Consider the following 15,379-nt stretch of genomic DNA (forward strand, 5'->3'; position numbering starts at 1 on the left):
TATCAGTCGAGCCGAATCCGGTACGCCGGCGGAGACGCGCACTTGGCCATCGATGATTTCAGGTCTGACTCTGTTACAAAGCGGCGTCGATGAGCGCTTCAGACTTCGACGGTAAGTGTAGCCCGAACACCAGAAAGGCCGGACGATCGCTCGTCCGGCCTTTAGCTATTCGCGGGAAACCCGAGCCTTAAGCGGCTGCGGCTTCTTCTTCGGCTGCTACGCGGGCCTTGTCGGCTGCGCCCTTGGCGAAGGTGTCGCGTTCGACGAACTCGACGACAGCCATGGCGGCGTTGTCGCCCTGGCGGAAGCCGGCCTTCATGATACGCAGGTAGCCGCCGTTGCGGGTGGCGTAGCGGGTTGCGATCGCGTCGAACAGCTTCGAGACGACGGCAACGTCACGGATCTGCGAGATGGCCTGACGACGGGCGTGCAGGTCGCCGCGCTTGCCGAGCGTGACGAGCTTCTCGACGATCGGACGGATTTCCTTGGCCTTCGGCAGGGTCGTAACGATCTGCTCGTGGGTGATGAGCGAAGCCGCCATGTTGGCGAACATCGCCTTGCGATGGCTTGCAGTTCTATTCAGCTTGCGGCCGGCTTTACCATGGCGCATTGCTATTCTCCTTTATCGCAGGTGCCCTTTCGTTCGGGCCTGCCGTTTCCTGGCACATGCAGGCGATTTGCCTGCTGTTTGACGGGGAAAGGCAGTCAAAACCTGCCTTTTTGTTGTTTAGTACTGGTCTTCGTAGCGCTTGGCGAGATCTTCGATGTTCTCGGGCGGCCATGCCGGCACTTCCATGCCGAGGTGCAGGCCCATGGAAGCGAGAACTTCCTTGATTTCGTTCAGCGACTTGCGACCAAAGTTCGGCGTACGGAGCATTTCTGCTTCGGTCTTCTGAATGAGGTCGCCGATGTAGACGATGTTGTCGTTCTTCAGGCAATTTGCCGAACGAACGGACAATTCGAGCTCGTCCACCTTCTTGAGGAGCGCCGGGTTGAAGGCGAGTTCGGTAACTGCCTCTTCTTCGGTTTCCTTCTGCGGCTCGTCGAAGTTGACGAATACACCGAGCTGGTCCTGGAGAATGCGCGCCGCGAAAGCAACCGCGTCTTCGCCGGTGATCGAGCCATCGGTTTCGATCGCCATGGTCAGCTTGTCGTAGTCAAGAACCTGGCCTTCGCGCGTGTTTTCAACGCGGTAGGATACCTTCTTGACAGGCGAGTAGAGGCTGTCGACCGGGATAAGACCGATCGGAGCATCTTCAGCGCGGTTACGTTCAGCCGGGACATAACCCTTGCCGTTGTTGACCGTGAACTCCATACGGATCTCGGCACCCTCGTCGAGCGTGCAGATGACATGCTCGGGATTGAGAATTTCGATATCGCCGACCGTCTGGATGTCGCCAGCCTTTACAACGCCGGGTCCCTGCTTGCGCACGACCATACGCTTGGCGTCATCGCCATCCATCTTGATGGCGATTTCCTTGATGTTGAGCACGATGTCGGTCACGTCCTCGCGAACGCCCGGGATCGAGGAGAACTCATGCAGCACGCCGTCGATCTGCACCGCCGTCACAGCGGCACCGCGCAGCGACGACAGCAGAACGCGGCGAAGCGCGTTGCCGAGGGTCAGACCAAAGCCACGCTCAAGCGGCTCTGCGATAAGGCTTACCTTGGCGCGGCCATTGGACGTGAACTCGACCTTGTTCGGCTTGATCAGTTCCTGCCAGTTTTTCTGAATCATATTCTTGCCTTCCGTTCGTTGCCACTATCCAATCGTGGCAACCGAGCTTGAGAAGCACCGGGAGGAGCGCTCGCGCGCTCACCGATGCCATGTATGGCGATGATCAGACGCGGCGCTTCTTGCGCGGGCGGCAACCATTGTGCGGGATCGGGGTCACGTCGCGGATGGACGTGATCATGAAACCGGCAGCCTGGAGCGCGCGCAGAGCGGACTCACGACCCGAACCCGGGCCGCAAACTTCGACTTCCAGCGACTTCATGCCATGTTCCTGGGCCTTCTTGGCGCAGTCTTCAGCGGCGATCTGGGCGGCAAACGGGGTCGACTTGCGCGAGCCCTTGAAACCCTTGGCACCAGCGGACGACCAGGCAATCGCATTGCCCTGAGCGTCGGTGATGGTGATCATCGTGTTGTTGAAGGTCGAGTTGACGTGAGCGACACCCGACGAGATGTTCTTGCGCTCGCGACGGCGAACGCGGACGGCTTCCTTAGCCATGGGTATTCCTTTCCTGGATCTCTTCACCGCCGTAATACCAGCGGCTACACCGGCAAAAGGCCCACAGAGCCGCCTGCCAAACTCAAAAGAGGCCAGCGGACCGCCAGCCTCCCCCACCCGGTTTCCCGGAGATTACTTCTTCTTACCAGCAATCGCCTTTGCCGGACCCTTGCGGGTGCGGGCATTGGTGTGCGTGCGCTGACCGCGGACCGGAAGGCCGCGGCGATGGCGCAGGCCGCGGTAGCAGCCAAGGTCCATCAGACGCTTGATGTTCATCGCGGTATCGCGACGCAGATCACCTTCGACCTGGTAGTCGCGGTCGATGGTTTCGCGAATCTGCAGGACTTCAGCGTCCGTCAGCTGGTGGACGCGGCGCTCAGCCGGGATGCCAACCTTTTCGCAGATTTCATTTGCAAACTTCGGTCCGATCCCGTGAATGTAACGAAGCGCGATTACAACGCGCTTTGCAGTCGGGATGTTGACGCCAGCGATACGTGCCACGCCTATTCTCCTTGCGTTCCATTTGCCGTGCGGCAAAGGTCTTCGTTATGCCGACCCTTAAGGCCGCCTGTTCAAGTTTGTGTCCGTAACATGTCAAAACGACCGAACCGGACTTCCTTGCGGAAATCCGCGCCGATCGCATGGTATGTCGCGAGTTGGCGCGGTGTTTAACGGAATCAGCGCAAAAAAGCAACCGCTCCAGCAAGTTATTTTAACACTCCAAAGCCCTGCTGGTTTCCAGCTGATCTTTGCGGTGCCAGGGTGTTTGACGCCTCGCATTTGGCCGCGAGGCGGTAGATGCTCACAGCTTTGCGAGGATAGCCTCGATATCCGCCGTCACATGGTCGATATCGGCCATGCCATCAACGGAATGAAGCTTGCCCTTGGCATAGTAGTAGCCAATGAGCGGCGAGGTTTCCTTGTAGTACGCCTGCAGACGGGTCACCACGGTGTCGCGGTTGTCGTCGGCGCGGCGCTTGAAATGCGTGGAACCGCAGCGGTCGCAGACCCCCTCGACCTTCGGCCTGAGGTTTTGGTCGTGATAGCCCGCGCCGCAATTGGCGCAGGTATAGCGGCCCGAAACACGATCAGCGAGAACGGCGTCGTCCACCTTGATCTCGATCACGGCTGAAAGCGCAATTCCCTTGGCCTTCAGCATCGCCTCGGTCGCATCCGCCTGCACGAGCGTGCGCGGAAAGCCGTCGAGGATGAAGCCTCGCGCGCAATCCGGCTGGTCGATCCGCTCGGAAACGATCGCGTTGACGATCTCGTCCGAAACAAGCTTGCCGGCGTCCATTACCGCCTTGGCCCGCTTGCCGACTTCGGTCCCGGCGGTAACCGCCGCCCGAAGCATGTCACCCGTGGAGAGCTGCGGAATGCCGTTCTTCTCCACGATTCGCTGAGCTTGGGTCCCCTTACCCGCGCCCGGCGGCCCCAAAAGTATTAGTCTCATCTCCCCCGCTTCCCTCCCCGCAGTTTCGACTTCTTGATCAGGCCTTCGTACTGCTGTGCGATCAGATGACCCTGAATCTGTGCCACCGTGTCCAGCGTTACGCTAACCACGATCAAAAGCGAAGTGCCACCAAGGGCTAACGGAATACCGGTCTGGGATACGAGGATCTCAGGCAGGATGCAGACAAATACGAGATAGATCGCGCCGATCACCGTGATTCGCGTCAGCACGTAATCGATATATTCGGCGGTGCGGTCACCGGGGCGGATGCCGGGGATAAAGCCCCCATGCTTCTTCAGATTGTCCGCGGTGTCCTTCGGATTGAACACGATCGCGGTGTAGAAGAACGCGAAGAAGGCGATCATCAGCGCGTAGAGCACCATGTAGAGCGGACGGCCGTGGCCAAGCGAGGCAACGATGGCCGTCGCCCAACCGGGCATCGCAGCGTTGTTGGCAAAGCCCGCGATCGTTGCCGGCAACAGCAGCAACGAAGACGCGAAGATCGCCGGGATAACGCCCGAAGTGTTGAGTTTCAGCGGCAGGTGCGAGGTGTCGCCCTGGAACATGCGGTTGCCGACCTGGCGCTTCGGATACTGGATCAAAAGGCGTCGCTGCGCACGCTCGACAAAGACGATCAGGCCGATGACGCCGATCGCCACCAACAGCACGACAAGAATGAGGCCGGTCGACAGCGCGCCGGTGCGGCCAAGTTCGAGCGTCCCGGCAAGGGCCTGCGGAAGGCCGGCCGCGATGCCGGCAAAGATGATCAGCGAAATGCCGTTGCCGATACCGCGCGACGTGATCTGCTCGCCGAGCCACATCAGGAACATCGTGCCGCCGAGCAGCGTGATGACGGTAGAAATTCGGAAGAACCAGCCCGGATCAACGACAAGCCCGCTGCCGCTCTCCAGTCCCACGGAGATGCCATAGGCCTGCAATGCGCCGAGCAATACGGTGCCGTAGCGCGTGTACTGGTTGATGATCTTGCGGCCCTGCTCGCCTTCCTTCTTCAGGTTCTCGAGCGCCGGTACGACCGAGGTCATGAGCTGCACGATGATCGAAGCGGAAATGTAAGGCATGATGCCGAGGGCGAAGATCGCCATGCGCTGCACGGCGCCGCCCGAGAACATGTTGAAGAGGCCGAGAATGCCGCCTGCCTGGCCCTTGAAGGCCTGGGCATAGGCTTCCGGGTTCAGGCCCGGCAGCGGGATATGGGTGCCCAAGCGATAAACGAGGAGAGCGCCGAGGGTGAACCACAGGCGCTTCTTCAAATCCTCGGCTTTAGCGAAGGTCGAAAAATTGAGGTTGGACGCCAACTGTTCCGCTGCAGATGCCATGCGATTCTCCGCGATACCAATTCCGGACAAATCGGCCGGTTCCGAAATCAGTATAAAAATTGATCAAGCAGGGCGTCGCGCGGATTGCGGTGCAATCCGATGCCTCACCCTGGGTTCCCGTTATGACCCGGAAGGACGCGGACGCGTCGTTCAGGTTTTGTGAGGCTCACATATGGGAGCAAAATCGCCCGGTGTGAAGCACCCCGGGCGATATATAGTCAGATTATTCTGCGGCTGCAGCAAGAAGCTTGACGGTACCGCCAGCCTTCTCGATCTTTTCAACCGCGGACTTCGAGGCACCGGCAACTTCCAGCGTCAGCTTAGCCTTCAGTTCGCCGTCAGAGAGGACGCGAACGCCATCCTTGATGCGGCGGATAACGCCGGCGGCCTTGAGGGCTGCGGCGTCGACCGTTGCCTTGGCATCGAGCTTGCCGGCATCGACGGCAGCCTGGAGGCGAGCCAGCGAAACGACGACATAGTCAGATGCGAAGATGTTGTTGAAGCCGCGCTTCGGCAGACGACGGTAGATAGGCATCTGACCGCCTTCGAAACCGTTGATGGCAACGCCGGAACGGGACTTCTGACCCTTCACGCCGCGACCACCGGTCTTGCCCTTGCCCGAGCCGATACCACGGCCAAGGCGCTTGCGGCTGTGGGTCGAACCTTCGTTGTCGGTGATTTCATTCAATTTCATGAAACTATCCTCCGGCTTACTTCTCGTCGACGACGCGAACGAGATGCTGCACAGCGCGGATCATGCCACGAACAGACGGAGTATCCTCCAGCGTGCGGCGGCGGTGCATCTTGTTGAGGCCCAGGCCGATCAGCGTCTGCTGCTGTACGGCCGGACGGCGGATGGGGCTACCGATCTGTTCGACGGTGACCGTCTTTGCTTCGGCTTTCTTGGTCTTCGCCATAGGTCAGACTCCTCTTATTCTTCAGAGGCGTTGCCGGAGGCGCTACGACGAGCCTGAAGCGTTGCATACTTGATGCCGCGCTGAGCTGCGATGTCCTTCGGGTGAACCTGGTGCTTCAGAGCGTCGAACGTGGCGCGAACCATGTTGTACGGGTTCGACGAACCGGTCGACTTGGCAACGACGTCGTGAACGCCGAGCGTTTCGAATACGGCACGCATCGGACCGCCGGCGATGATACCGGTACCGGCCTTGGCAGAACGCAGCAGCACCTTACCGGCGCCGTGGCGGCCATGGATGTCGTGGTGCAGCGTACGGCCGTCACGCAGCGGTACGAAGATCAGTTCGCGCTTGGCGGCTTCGGTAGCCTTGCGGATGGCTTCCGGCACTTCGCGTGCCTTGCCATGACCGAAACCAACGCGGCCCTTCTGGTCGCCGACGACGACGAGAGCGGCAAAACCGAAACGACGGCCGCCCTTGACGACCTTGGCGACGCGGTTGATGGCGACGAGCTTGTCAACGAATTCGCTGTCGCGCTCCTCGCGGCTCTGGCGATCGTCGCGCGAGCCTCTTCTTTCTTGTGCCATTGTCCTTTTCCTTTTTCTTTTCCGGGTGCAACGGGCAAACAACAAATGGACCGCACCGGCCTTCCAACTGGAAGCGTTTGCGGCCCGGTGAAATCCGGCCGGATCTCAAGGATCCGGCCGGAAACTTACTTAGAAGCTCAGACCGCCTTCGCGGGCTGCATCGGCGAGAGCCTTGATGCGGCCGTGAAAGATGAAGGCGCCGCGGTCGAAAACCACTTCCTTGACACCGGCCTTGGAGGCGCGCTCGGCAACGAGCTTGCCAACAGCAGCGGCAGCTGCGGTATCGGCACCGGTCTTCAGAGAACCGCGCAGGTCCTTGTCGAGGGTGGAGGCGGACGCAAGCGTCTTGCCGGCCACGTCATCGATAACCTGAACGTAGATGTTCTTCGACGAGCGATGAACCGACAGGCGCGGACGGCCGTTGGCCACCGACTTGATTTGACGGCGCACGCGGTTGGCGCGACGTGCAAGTGTTTCTTTCCTGCTAGCCATTTCGCGTGATCCTTACTTCTTCTTGCCTTCTTTGCGGACGATCCGCTCGCCGGCATACTTAACACCCTTGCCCTTGTAGGGCTCGGGGCCACGGTATTCGCGGATTTCCGCGGCAACCTGGCCGACCTGCTGCTTGTCGATGCCGGTGACGACGATTTCCGTCGGCTTCGGCACAGCGATCGAGATACCGACCGGCGGCTCATAGACCACGTCGTGGCTGAAGCCGAGTGCCAACTGCAGGTTCTTGCCCTGCAGGGCAGCACGGTAGCCGACGCCGCTGATTTCGAGCTTGCGCTCGTAGCCGTCCTTGACGCCCTTGAAGATGTTCTCGATCATCGTGCGGGACATGCCCCACTTTGCGCGAGCATCCTTGCTGTCGTTGAGCGGCGTTACGAGAACCGCGTTGTTTTCGAGCTTGAGGCCGACTTCGTCGTTAGCGACGAAGAACAGCTCGCCCTTCGGGCCCTTGGCAGTCACCTTCTGGCCATCAATCGTGGCCGTGATTCCTGCAGGTACCTGAACGGGCTTCTTACCGATACGAGACATTTTTTCAAACCTGTCTGTTTCGAGGGGAGATCTCTGTCCGATCTTAGAAGACCGAGCAGAGAACCTCGCCACCAACATTCTGTTCACGAGCCTGGTGATCGGCCATCACACCCTTCGGAGTCGAAAGGATGGTGATGCCGAGGCCGTTCGCGACCTGCGGGATGGACTTAACCGAGACATAAACTCGGCGGCCCGGCTTGGACACACGGCCGATCTCACGGATCACCGATGCGCCTTCATAGTACTTGAGTTCGATGCTGAGCTCAGACTTGCCATTGCCGAAATCGACAACGGAATAGCCACGGATGTAGCCTTCAGCCTGGAGAACATCGAGAACACGCTCACGGAGCTTGGAAGCAGGCGTCGAAACCGACGACTTGCGACGGGAAGCGCCGTTGCGGATACGGGTGAGCATATCGCCCAACGGATCAGTCATAGTCATCTGTCCTGCTCCTTACCAGCTCGACTTAACGATGCCCGGCACCTTGCCGAAATTGCCTAGTTCACGTAGCGCAATACGCGACATCTTGAGCTTGCGGTAATAGGCGCGCGGACGACCGGAGACTTCGCAACGGTTACGGACGCGGGTCTTCGATCCATCGCGGGGGAGCGAAGCGAGCTTCAAGGTAGCCTTGAAGCGATCTTCGATCGAAAGCGACTGGTTCATGATGATCGCCTTCAACTCAGCGCGCTTCGCGGACTGGTTGGCGACGGTCTTGCGGCGGCGCTTGTTCTTTTCGACTGCGCTTGTCTTCGCCATATCGGAGTTCCTTTTCTACGCTCGTCGTTACGGTTACTGACGGAAAGGGAAGTTGAACTCTGTCAGCAGAGCCCGTGCTTCGTCGTCCGTGTTTGCCGTCGTGCAAACGATGATGTCCATGCCCCACATCTGATCAACCTTGTCGTAGTTGATTTCTGGGAACACAATGTGCTCCTTGATGCCCATGGCGAAGTTGCCACGGCCGTCGAAGGATTTCGGGTTCAGGCCGCGGAAGTCGCGAACGCGCGGAAGCGCGATGTTGACCAGGCGATCCAGGAACTCGTACATGCGGGCGCCGCGCAGGGTGACCTTCGCGCCGATCGGCATATTTTCGCGGACCTTGAAGCCAGCGATGGAGTTACGTGCGTGAGTGATGACCGGCTTCTGGCCGGCGATCGCTGCGAGATCGGCAGCAGCAACGGTGGGCTTCTTGGAGTCGGCAGTTGCCTCACCCACGCCCATGTTGATGACGATCTTGTCGAGCTTGGGGATCTGCATTTCGTTGCTGTAGGAGAACTTCTCCCGCAGCGCCGCGCGGATGCGCTCGATATATTCCTTCTTGAGCCGCGGCTCGTACTTTGCCTCAGCCATCGATCACATCTCCCGAACGCTTTGCCACACGCACCTTCTTACCGTCCACGACCTTGAAACCGACGCGGGTCGGCTTGCCGTCCTTGTCGATGATCGCAACGTTGGACAGGTGAAGCGAGGCTTCCTTGCTGATGATGCCGGCTTCCTGCGTCTGGGTCTGGCGCTGGTGGCGCTTGACGACGTTGACGCCACGAACGACCGCACGGTCTTCCTTCGGCATAACCTGGATAACTTCACCGGTACGGCCCTTGTCCTTGCCGGCGAGAATGACGACCTTGTCGCCTTTACGGATCTTTTGCATCGCTTCCGCTCCTTACAGTACTTCGGGAGCCAGCGAGATGATCTTCATGTGGTTCTTGGCGCGAAGTTCGCGCGGAACCGGTCCGAAGATACGGGTGCCGATCGGCTCTTTCTTGTTGTCGATGAGGACTGCTGCGTTGGTGTCGAAACGGATGACGCTGCCATCCGGACGACGGATGTCCTTGGCGGTGCGAACGACAACCGCCTTCATCACGTCACCCTTCTTCACACGGCCGCGCGGGATCGCTTCCTTGATCGAGACGACGATAACGTCGCCGATCGAAGCGTACTTGCGCTTCGAGCCGCCCAGCACCTTGATGCACATGACACGACGTGCGCCGGAATTATCCGCCACGTCGAGGTTTGTTTGCATCTGAATCATGTCAGGTCGCCTTCTTGTTGTAACCGGCGCGGTTGGGCCCTTGGCCCCCTACTCCGGCATGGAAAATTGTCAGCCTCCCTGTCCCGCCGCATGGGCAGGAACAGACATGGCAATAGCTTGACTAGCGCGGGTAAGATCGTGACAGGGCGGTTTCCCTGATGGGACCTTCCGTGCGCTCAAAGCAAAAGAACGCCCGGCAGTCGAGCGTTCTGACGCTGCTTCATACAGATATTTCCGCGAGACGCAAGGCCTCGCGTGAAATTCTCTTTACTTCGCCTGGGCGGCAACGACCGTCCAGCGCTTGTCCTTGGAGATCGGAGCGCATTCCTCGATGGAAACGACGTCGCCGATCTTGTACTGATTGTTTTCGTCGTGAGCCTTGTACTTCTTGGAACGACGAACCGTCTTCTGGAGCAGCGGGTGCGCAAAGCGGCGCTCGACCCGAACCACAACAGTCTTCTCGTTCTTGTCGCTGACCACGACGCCCTGCAGAATGCGCTTCGGCATATTTTTCTTCCTTTAGGCCTTTGCTTCTGCCGCCTTCTGGCGGGCAATGGTTTTCACGCGGGCGATGTCCTTGCGGACTTCGTCGATGCGCGAGGACTTCTCAAGCTGGCCGGTCGCCTTCTGGAAGCGCAGGTTGAACTGCTCCTTCTTCAGGTCGGCAAGCTTGTCCTTGAGCTGGTCGGCCGTGAGGCCGCGAACTTCTTCGGCTTTCATGTGCCTTGCTCCTTACTCTGCAATGCGCTGAACGAAGCGCGTCTTGACCGAGAGCTTAGCAGAGCCCAGGCGAAGCGCTTCGCGAGCGATTTCTTCGCTGACACCGTCGATCTCGAACATCATGCGGCCTGGCTTGACCTTGCATGCCCAGTATTCGACAGAGCCCTTACCTTTACCCATGCGGACTTCGGTCGGCTTTGCGGTTACCGGAACGTCCGGGAACACGCGGATCCATACACGGCCGGCGCGCTTCATGTAGCGCGTGATCGCGCGGCGGGCCGCTTCGATCTCGCGTGCATTGACGCGGTTCGGCTCCTGAGCCTTAAGACCGAATTCGCCGAATGCGAGGTCAGAACCACCCTTGGCGACGCCCTTGATGCGGCCCTTGAATTGCTTTCGGTACTTCGTACGCTTTGGCTGCAACATTTTCTAATTCTCCGAACTTATGCGTTTTCGCGGCGGCGATCGCGGTCACGGCTTGCCGGACCCTGAGCGTCACCTTCGAGTGCGCGGCGCTCGGAGGCCATCGGATCGTGTTCAAGGATTTCGCCCTTGAAGATCCAGACCTTGATGCCGCAGATGCCGAAAGCGGTTTCCGCTTCGGACGTACCGTAGTCGATGTCGGCGCGCAGCGTGTGCAACGGAACGCGACCTTCGCGGTACCATTCCGTACGCGCGATTTCAGCACCGCCGAGACGGCCAGCGCAGGTGATCTTGATGCCTTCGGCGCCAAGACGCATCGCGGACTGAACGGCGCGCTTCATGGCGCGGCGGAAAGCCACGCGGCGCTCGAGCTGCTGTGCGATCGACTGGGCTACCAGCGTCGCGTCGATTTCCGGCTTACGCACTTCGACGATGTTGAGGTGCGTTTCGGAATTCGTCATTTCCGACAGCTTCTTGCGGAGCTTGTCGATGTCTGCGCCCTTCTTGCCGATGATCAGGCCCGGACGAGCCGAGTGGATCGTCACGCGGCACTTCTTGTGCGGACGTTCGATCACGACCTTGGAAATACCGGCCTGCTTCAGTTCGCTCATCACGAACTTGCGCATCTTCAGGTCTTCGTGAAGCAGCTGACCATACTCGGCATTGTCCGCGAACCAGCGGCTATCCCAGGTACGGTTGATGCCAAGACGGAAACCAATTGGATTGATTTTCTGACCCATTATGCGGCCTCCTCAGTGGCTTCGACTTCGCGAACGACGATCGTCAGGTGCGCGAACGGCTTTTCGACGCGCGATGCGCGGCCACGACCACGAGCGTGGAAGCGCTTCATCACGATCGACTTGCCGACATAGGCCTCGGCGACGACGAGCGAGTCGACGTCGAGGTCATGGTTGTTCTCGGCGTTGGCGATCGCAGATTCCAGCGTCTTCTTGACGGCGCCTGCGATGCGCTTGCGGGAGAACTCCAGCTCAGCGAGTGCACGCTCGACCTTCTTGCCGCGGATCGTCGCGGCAACCAGGTTAAGCTTCTGGGGGCTGACGCGAAGCGTACGGGCGACTGCCTGCGCTTCGTTGTCCTTGAGCCGGCGTTCAGTTTTTGCCTTGCCCATCGTTACTTCCTCTTCGCCTTCTTGTCCGCGCCGTGACCATAGTAGGTGCGGGTCGGGGCGAACTCACCGAACTTGTGACCGACCATGTCTTCGTTGACGCTGACCGGGATATGCTTGCTGCCGTTGTAGACGCCGAAGGTGAGGCCAACGAACTGCGGCAAGATGGTGGAGCGACGGCTCCACATCTTGATTACTTCGTTACGTCCGCCTTCACGAACCTTCTCAGCCTTCTTGAGAAGATAGCCGTCAACAAACGGACCTTTCCATACTGAACGAGCCACTTGAGACTTCCTCTCTTACTTCTTGCGCTGATGGCGCGAGCGCATAATGAACTTGTCGGTCGCCTTGTTGGACCGTGTGCGCTTGCCCTTGGTAGGCTTGCCCCACGGAGAAACAGGATGGCGACCACCCGAAGTGCGGCCTTCACCACCGCCGTGCGGATGGTCGACGGGGTTCATGACGACACCGCGGTTATGCGGACGCTTGCCACGCCAAACTGTACGACCGGCCTTGCCGTCGTTGATGTTGCCGTGATCCGGGTTCGAAACGGCGCCGATCGAAGCCAGGCAGCTGCCCGGTACGAGACGCTGTTCGCCGGAATTCAGGCGAAGAATAGCCATGCCCTGGTCGCGGCCGACGAGCTGCGCGTAGGAACCGGCTGAACGTGCGATCTGACCGCCCTTGCCAGGCTTCATCTCGACGTTGTGGATGATCGAGCCGACCGGAATGTACTGCAACGGCATGGCGTTGCCCGGCTTGACGTCGACGGCCTTCTCAGAAGCGATGACCTTGTCGCCCGGAGCGAGACGCTGCGGAGCGATGATATAGGCCTGCTCGCCATCTGCGTAGCTGATGAGTGCGATGAACGCGGTGCGGTTCGGGTCGTACTCGATACGCGCAACCGTACCTTCAACGTCAAACTTGCGACGCTTGAAGTCGATGATGCGGTAGGTGCGCTTGTGACCGCCGCCGATGAAGCGGGCAGTGATGCGGCCGAGGTTGTTACGACCGCCGCTCTTGGACAGACCAACGGTCAGGGCCTTGACCGGCTTGCCCTTGTAGAGGGCCGAGCGGTCGACGATGACCAGCTGACGCTGGCTCGGGGTCGTCGGATTGAATGTTTTCAATGCCATTTTCTTATACCTCAGAGACCGGTGGAGACGTCGATCGTCTGGCCTTCAGCCAGCGTCACGACAGCCTTCTTCACGTCCTTCTGCTTGCCGACAAAACCGCGGAACCGCTTGGTCTTGCCCTTGCGGAGCAGAGTGTTGACGGCCTTGACCTTGACGCCGAACAGCGCTTCGACGGCAGCCTTGATTTCTGGCTTCGTCGCGGTCTTGGCAACGTTGAAGACAACCTGGTTGTTTTCCGAAACCAGCGTCGACTTTTCGGTGATCGCAGGAGAAACGATCACATCGTAATGGCGAAGATCCGTCACTTGAAACGCTCCTCTAGAGCTTCAACCGCAGCCTTGGAAAGCACGAGCTTGCCGCGACGCAGGATGTCGTAAACATTGATGCCCTGGATCGGCAGAACATCGATATTCGGGATGTTCTTGGCTGCGAGCTTGAAGTTGCCATCAAGTTCGGCGCCGCCGATGAAGAGCGCGTTGGTCAGGCCGAGCGTCGCGAATACGGAAGCCAGTGCCTTGGTCTTTGCTTCCGCAGCGACCAGGTTGTCGATGACGATGACGTCATCGCTCTTGATCTTGGCCGAGAGAGCGTGACGCAGGCCAAGGGCGCGAACCTTCTTCGGAAGGTCGTGCTCATGGCTGCGGGCAACCGGCCCATGAGCCTTACCACCGCCGCGGAACTGCGGAGCGCGAGCCGAATGGTGACGAGCGCGGCCCGTACCCTTCTGCTTGTACATCTTGGCGCCGGTGCGCGAAACGTCCGCGCGGCCCTTTGCCTGGTGAGTGCCCTGCTGCTTCTTGGCAAGCTGCCAGCGGATTACGCGGGCAAGAATGTCTTCGCGGGGGGCGAGGCCGAAAATCGCATCAGAAAGGGAAACCTTCCCAGCGTCTTTCCCCTCGAGGGTCTTGACGTTCAATTCCATTGGTTTGGCTCCCTTACTTCGCTGCCGACTTGACGGCATCGCGTACGATGATCCAGGCACCCTTGGAGCCGGGAACCGCACCCTTGATGAGGATCAGACCACGATCTTCGTCGGTCGAAACCACTTCGAGGTTCTGCGTCGTAACGCGGGTCTGACCCATGTGGCCAGCCATCTTCTTGTTCTTGAAAACCTTGCCCGGGTCCTGACGCGAACCGGTCGAACCGTGCGAGCGGTGCGAAACCGACACACCGTGCGTGGCGCGAAGACCGCCGAAGCCATGACGCTTCATGGCGCCGGCAAAGCCCTTACCAATGGTCGTACCGGTCACGTCGACGAGCTGGCCCGCCGAGAAATGACCCGCCTTGAGCTCGGTGCCAACATCCAGCAGGTTGTCTTCCGACACGCGGAATTCCTGAAGCTTGGCCTTCGGCTCGACGCTGGCGACGGCGAAATGGCCGCGGAGCGCCTTAGACGTGTTCTTGACCTTCGCCTGGCCGGCACCCAGCTGAACTGCGGTGTAGCCATTCTTTTCAACCGTACGCTGGGCAACGACTTGGCAGCCCTCCATACGCAATACTGTCACAGGGACATGCTCGCCGGCGTCGTTATAGACGCGGGTCATTCCCACCTTCTGTGCAATCACACCTGAACGCATCGGTTCAATCCTTCTCACTAAGCTCTAAGACGTCGAAGTCTTAGAGCTTGATCTCAACATCGACACCGGCGGCGAGATCGAGCTTCATCAGCGCGTCTACCGTCTGCGGGGTCGGGTCAACGATGTCGAGAAGGCGCTTATGCGTGCGCATCTCGAACTGCTCGCGGCTCTTCTTGTCGATGTGCGGGGACCGGTTTACCGTAAACTTCTCGATGCGGGTCGGAAGCGGAACGGGGCCCCGGACGCTAGCACCGGTGCGCTTCGCCGTCGACACGATCTCGCGCGTAGAAGCATCGAGAATCCGGTGATCGAACGCCTTCAGGCGAATGCGGATATTTTGGCCGTTCATTCGACGTTATCCTTGTGTTTGTTCTTCGCGTGTCTTTAGGCAAGACACGGGTTGTTCGTATTTCCTAAGGCGGACCACCGGTATCAAAGATCGAGAAGGACGCCGGAATTCGGCATCCCCATCTAGTCTTCGGGCCTCAGCCCACCTTATTGTTAGTTTTAGTTACTGCTTCGAATACACGAAGCCGCACGCAAATCGCGCTCGCGCGCCATTTGCAACATTTCTTTGTAATAAGCAAGCGGCTAGAGCCGCCTGCTTCATAATAATGTCATCGAGCAGGCCGCCCCAGATGAAGCGGCCGGCTTTAGATTACTCGATGATCGAGGCGACGATGCCGGCGCCGACGGTGCGGCCGCCTTCGCGGATAGCGAAGCGCAGCTTTTCTTCCATCGCGATCGGCACGATCAGCTCGACGTCAACCGTGACGTTGTCGCCAGGCATGACCATTTCCGTGC

General features: G+C 59.5%; 27 protein-coding genes and 1 pseudogene. All 28 read right to left on the bottom strand.

Features of this window, described 5'->3' with window-relative positions:
* Positions 1-187: 187 nt before the first annotated feature.
* Positions 188-610 (bottom strand): 50S ribosomal protein L17, encoded by a 423-nt coding sequence (gene rplQ, locus AB4048_RS04290; RefSeq protein WP_442200679.1) that lies wholly within the window; start codon positions 608-610, stop codon positions 188-190.
* 117 nt (positions 611-727) lie between these two features.
* On the bottom strand, positions 728-1,738 hold the full coding sequence (locus tag AB4048_RS04295) for a DNA-directed RNA polymerase subunit alpha (RefSeq protein WP_442200680.1): 1,011 nt from the start codon (positions 1,736-1,738) through the stop codon (positions 728-730).
* 103 nt (positions 1,739-1,841) lie between these two features.
* A complete protein-coding gene (gene rpsK, locus AB4048_RS04300) occupies positions 1,842-2,231 on the bottom strand; it encodes a 30S ribosomal protein S11 (RefSeq protein WP_003547577.1) in 390 nt (129 codons plus the stop codon).
* 132 nt (positions 2,232-2,363) lie between these two features.
* The gene (gene rpsM, locus AB4048_RS04305) at positions 2,364-2,732 is read right to left on the bottom strand and encodes a 30S ribosomal protein S13 (RefSeq protein WP_442200681.1); all 369 of its coding nucleotides are present in this window, start codon (positions 2,730-2,732) and stop codon (positions 2,364-2,366) included.
* Positions 2,733-3,033: 301 nt separating this feature from the next.
* Entirely contained in the window at positions 3,034-3,684 is a 651-nt protein-coding gene (locus AB4048_RS04310; RefSeq protein WP_442200682.1) for an adenylate kinase, read from the bottom strand.
* Complete coding sequence (gene secY, locus AB4048_RS04315) at positions 3,681-5,021, bottom strand: preprotein translocase subunit SecY (protein ID WP_442200683.1); 1,341 nt, start codon at positions 5,019-5,021, stop codon at positions 3,681-3,683. Before secY ends, AB4048_RS04310 begins: the two co-directional genes overlap by 4 nt.
* Before the next feature lie 223 nt (positions 5,022-5,244).
* Positions 5,245-5,715, bottom strand: coding sequence for a 50S ribosomal protein L15 (gene rplO, locus AB4048_RS04320; protein WP_442200684.1), 471 nt, complete (start codon positions 5,713-5,715; stop codon positions 5,245-5,247).
* A 16-nt stretch (positions 5,716-5,731) separates the two neighbouring features.
* Complete coding sequence (rpmD, locus tag AB4048_RS04325) at positions 5,732-5,938, bottom strand: 50S ribosomal protein L30 (RefSeq protein ID WP_442200685.1); 207 nt, start codon at positions 5,936-5,938, stop codon at positions 5,732-5,734.
* A 14-nt stretch (positions 5,939-5,952) separates the two neighbouring features.
* Positions 5,953-6,522 (bottom strand): 30S ribosomal protein S5, encoded by a 570-nt coding sequence (gene rpsE / locus AB4048_RS04330; RefSeq protein WP_442200686.1) that lies wholly within the window; start codon positions 6,520-6,522, stop codon positions 5,953-5,955.
* A 129-nt stretch (positions 6,523-6,651) separates the two neighbouring features.
* Positions 6,652-7,014, bottom strand: a complete 363-nt coding sequence (gene rplR, locus AB4048_RS04335; RefSeq protein WP_442200687.1) for a 50S ribosomal protein L18 — start codon at positions 7,012-7,014, stop codon at positions 6,652-6,654.
* A 12-nt stretch (positions 7,015-7,026) separates the two neighbouring features.
* A complete protein-coding gene (gene rplF / locus AB4048_RS04340; RefSeq protein ID WP_442200688.1) occupies positions 7,027-7,560 on the bottom strand; it encodes a 50S ribosomal protein L6 in 534 nt (177 codons plus the stop codon).
* 43 nt (positions 7,561-7,603) lie between these two features.
* Complete coding sequence (rpsH, locus tag AB4048_RS04345; protein ID WP_442200689.1) at positions 7,604-8,002, bottom strand: 30S ribosomal protein S8; 399 nt, start codon at positions 8,000-8,002, stop codon at positions 7,604-7,606.
* Positions 8,003-8,014: 12 nt separating this feature from the next.
* Positions 8,015-8,320 (bottom strand): 30S ribosomal protein S14, encoded by a 306-nt coding sequence (rpsN, locus tag AB4048_RS04350; protein WP_442200690.1) that lies wholly within the window; start codon positions 8,318-8,320, stop codon positions 8,015-8,017.
* Positions 8,321-8,353: 33 nt separating this feature from the next.
* Positions 8,354-8,911: a 50S ribosomal protein L5 gene (gene rplE, locus AB4048_RS04355; RefSeq protein ID WP_442200691.1), complete on the bottom strand. Its 558-nt coding sequence runs from the start codon at positions 8,909-8,911 to the stop codon at positions 8,354-8,356.
* Positions 8,904-9,212, bottom strand: a complete 309-nt coding sequence (rplX, locus tag AB4048_RS04360) for a 50S ribosomal protein L24 (protein WP_442200692.1) — start codon at positions 9,210-9,212, stop codon at positions 8,904-8,906. The genes rplE and rplX overlap by 8 nt, the downstream gene beginning before the upstream one ends.
* 12 nt (positions 9,213-9,224) lie before the next feature.
* Positions 9,225-9,593 carry a 50S ribosomal protein L14 gene (gene rplN / locus AB4048_RS04365; protein ID WP_003573790.1) on the bottom strand — a complete coding sequence of 123 codons (369 nt, stop codon included), beginning with the start codon at positions 9,591-9,593 and terminating at the stop codon, positions 9,225-9,227.
* 267 nt (positions 9,594-9,860) lie between these two features.
* The gene (rpsQ, locus tag AB4048_RS04370; protein WP_442200693.1) at positions 9,861-10,100 is read right to left on the bottom strand and encodes a 30S ribosomal protein S17; all 240 of its coding nucleotides are present in this window, start codon (positions 10,098-10,100) and stop codon (positions 9,861-9,863) included.
* A gap of 12 nt (positions 10,101-10,112) precedes the next feature.
* Positions 10,113-10,313: a 50S ribosomal protein L29 gene (rpmC, locus tag AB4048_RS04375; RefSeq protein ID WP_007812871.1), complete on the bottom strand. Its 201-nt coding sequence runs from the start codon at positions 10,311-10,313 to the stop codon at positions 10,113-10,115.
* A 12-nt stretch (positions 10,314-10,325) separates the two neighbouring features.
* On the bottom strand, positions 10,326-10,739 hold the full coding sequence (gene rplP, locus AB4048_RS04380; RefSeq protein WP_003573792.1) for a 50S ribosomal protein L16: 414 nt from the start codon (positions 10,737-10,739) through the stop codon (positions 10,326-10,328).
* 17 nt (positions 10,740-10,756) lie between these two features.
* Positions 10,757-11,476, bottom strand: coding sequence for a 30S ribosomal protein S3 (gene rpsC, locus AB4048_RS04385; protein ID WP_442200694.1), 720 nt, complete (start codon positions 11,474-11,476; stop codon positions 10,757-10,759).
* Positions 11,476-11,865, bottom strand: coding sequence for a 50S ribosomal protein L22 (rplV, locus tag AB4048_RS04390; RefSeq protein ID WP_442200695.1), 390 nt, complete (start codon positions 11,863-11,865; stop codon positions 11,476-11,478). The genes rpsC and rplV overlap by 1 nt, the downstream gene beginning before the upstream one ends.
* A 2-nt stretch (positions 11,866-11,867) precedes the next feature.
* A complete protein-coding gene (gene rpsS, locus AB4048_RS04395) occupies positions 11,868-12,146 on the bottom strand; it encodes a 30S ribosomal protein S19 (protein ID WP_099868163.1) in 279 nt (92 codons plus the stop codon).
* Between the two features lie 15 nt (positions 12,147-12,161).
* On the bottom strand, positions 12,162-12,998 hold the full coding sequence (gene rplB, locus AB4048_RS04400; protein ID WP_442200696.1) for a 50S ribosomal protein L2: 837 nt from the start codon (positions 12,996-12,998) through the stop codon (positions 12,162-12,164).
* Between the two features lie 11 nt (positions 12,999-13,009).
* The gene (locus AB4048_RS04405; RefSeq protein ID WP_442200697.1) at positions 13,010-13,303 is read right to left on the bottom strand and encodes a 50S ribosomal protein L23; all 294 of its coding nucleotides are present in this window, start codon (positions 13,301-13,303) and stop codon (positions 13,010-13,012) included.
* Positions 13,300-13,920 (bottom strand): 50S ribosomal protein L4, encoded by a 621-nt coding sequence (gene rplD / locus AB4048_RS04410; RefSeq protein ID WP_442200698.1) that lies wholly within the window; start codon positions 13,918-13,920, stop codon positions 13,300-13,302. The genes AB4048_RS04405 and rplD overlap by 4 nt, the downstream gene beginning before the upstream one ends.
* A gap of 13 nt (positions 13,921-13,933) precedes the next feature.
* Complete coding sequence (gene rplC / locus AB4048_RS04415; protein WP_442200699.1) at positions 13,934-14,575, bottom strand: 50S ribosomal protein L3; 642 nt, start codon at positions 14,573-14,575, stop codon at positions 13,934-13,936.
* A gap of 40 nt (positions 14,576-14,615) precedes the next feature.
* A complete protein-coding gene (gene rpsJ / locus AB4048_RS04420) occupies positions 14,616-14,924 on the bottom strand; it encodes a 30S ribosomal protein S10 (protein ID WP_003547547.1) in 309 nt (102 codons plus the stop codon).
* A 309-nt stretch (positions 14,925-15,233) separates the two neighbouring features.
* A pseudogene (gene tuf, locus AB4048_RS04425) lies at positions 15,234-15,379 on the bottom strand (elongation factor Tu); the annotation flags it as partial.

Source organism: Rhizobium sp. RAF56, assembly GCF_052113965.1.
Lineage (GTDB): Bacteria > Pseudomonadota > Alphaproteobacteria > Rhizobiales > Rhizobiaceae > Rhizobium.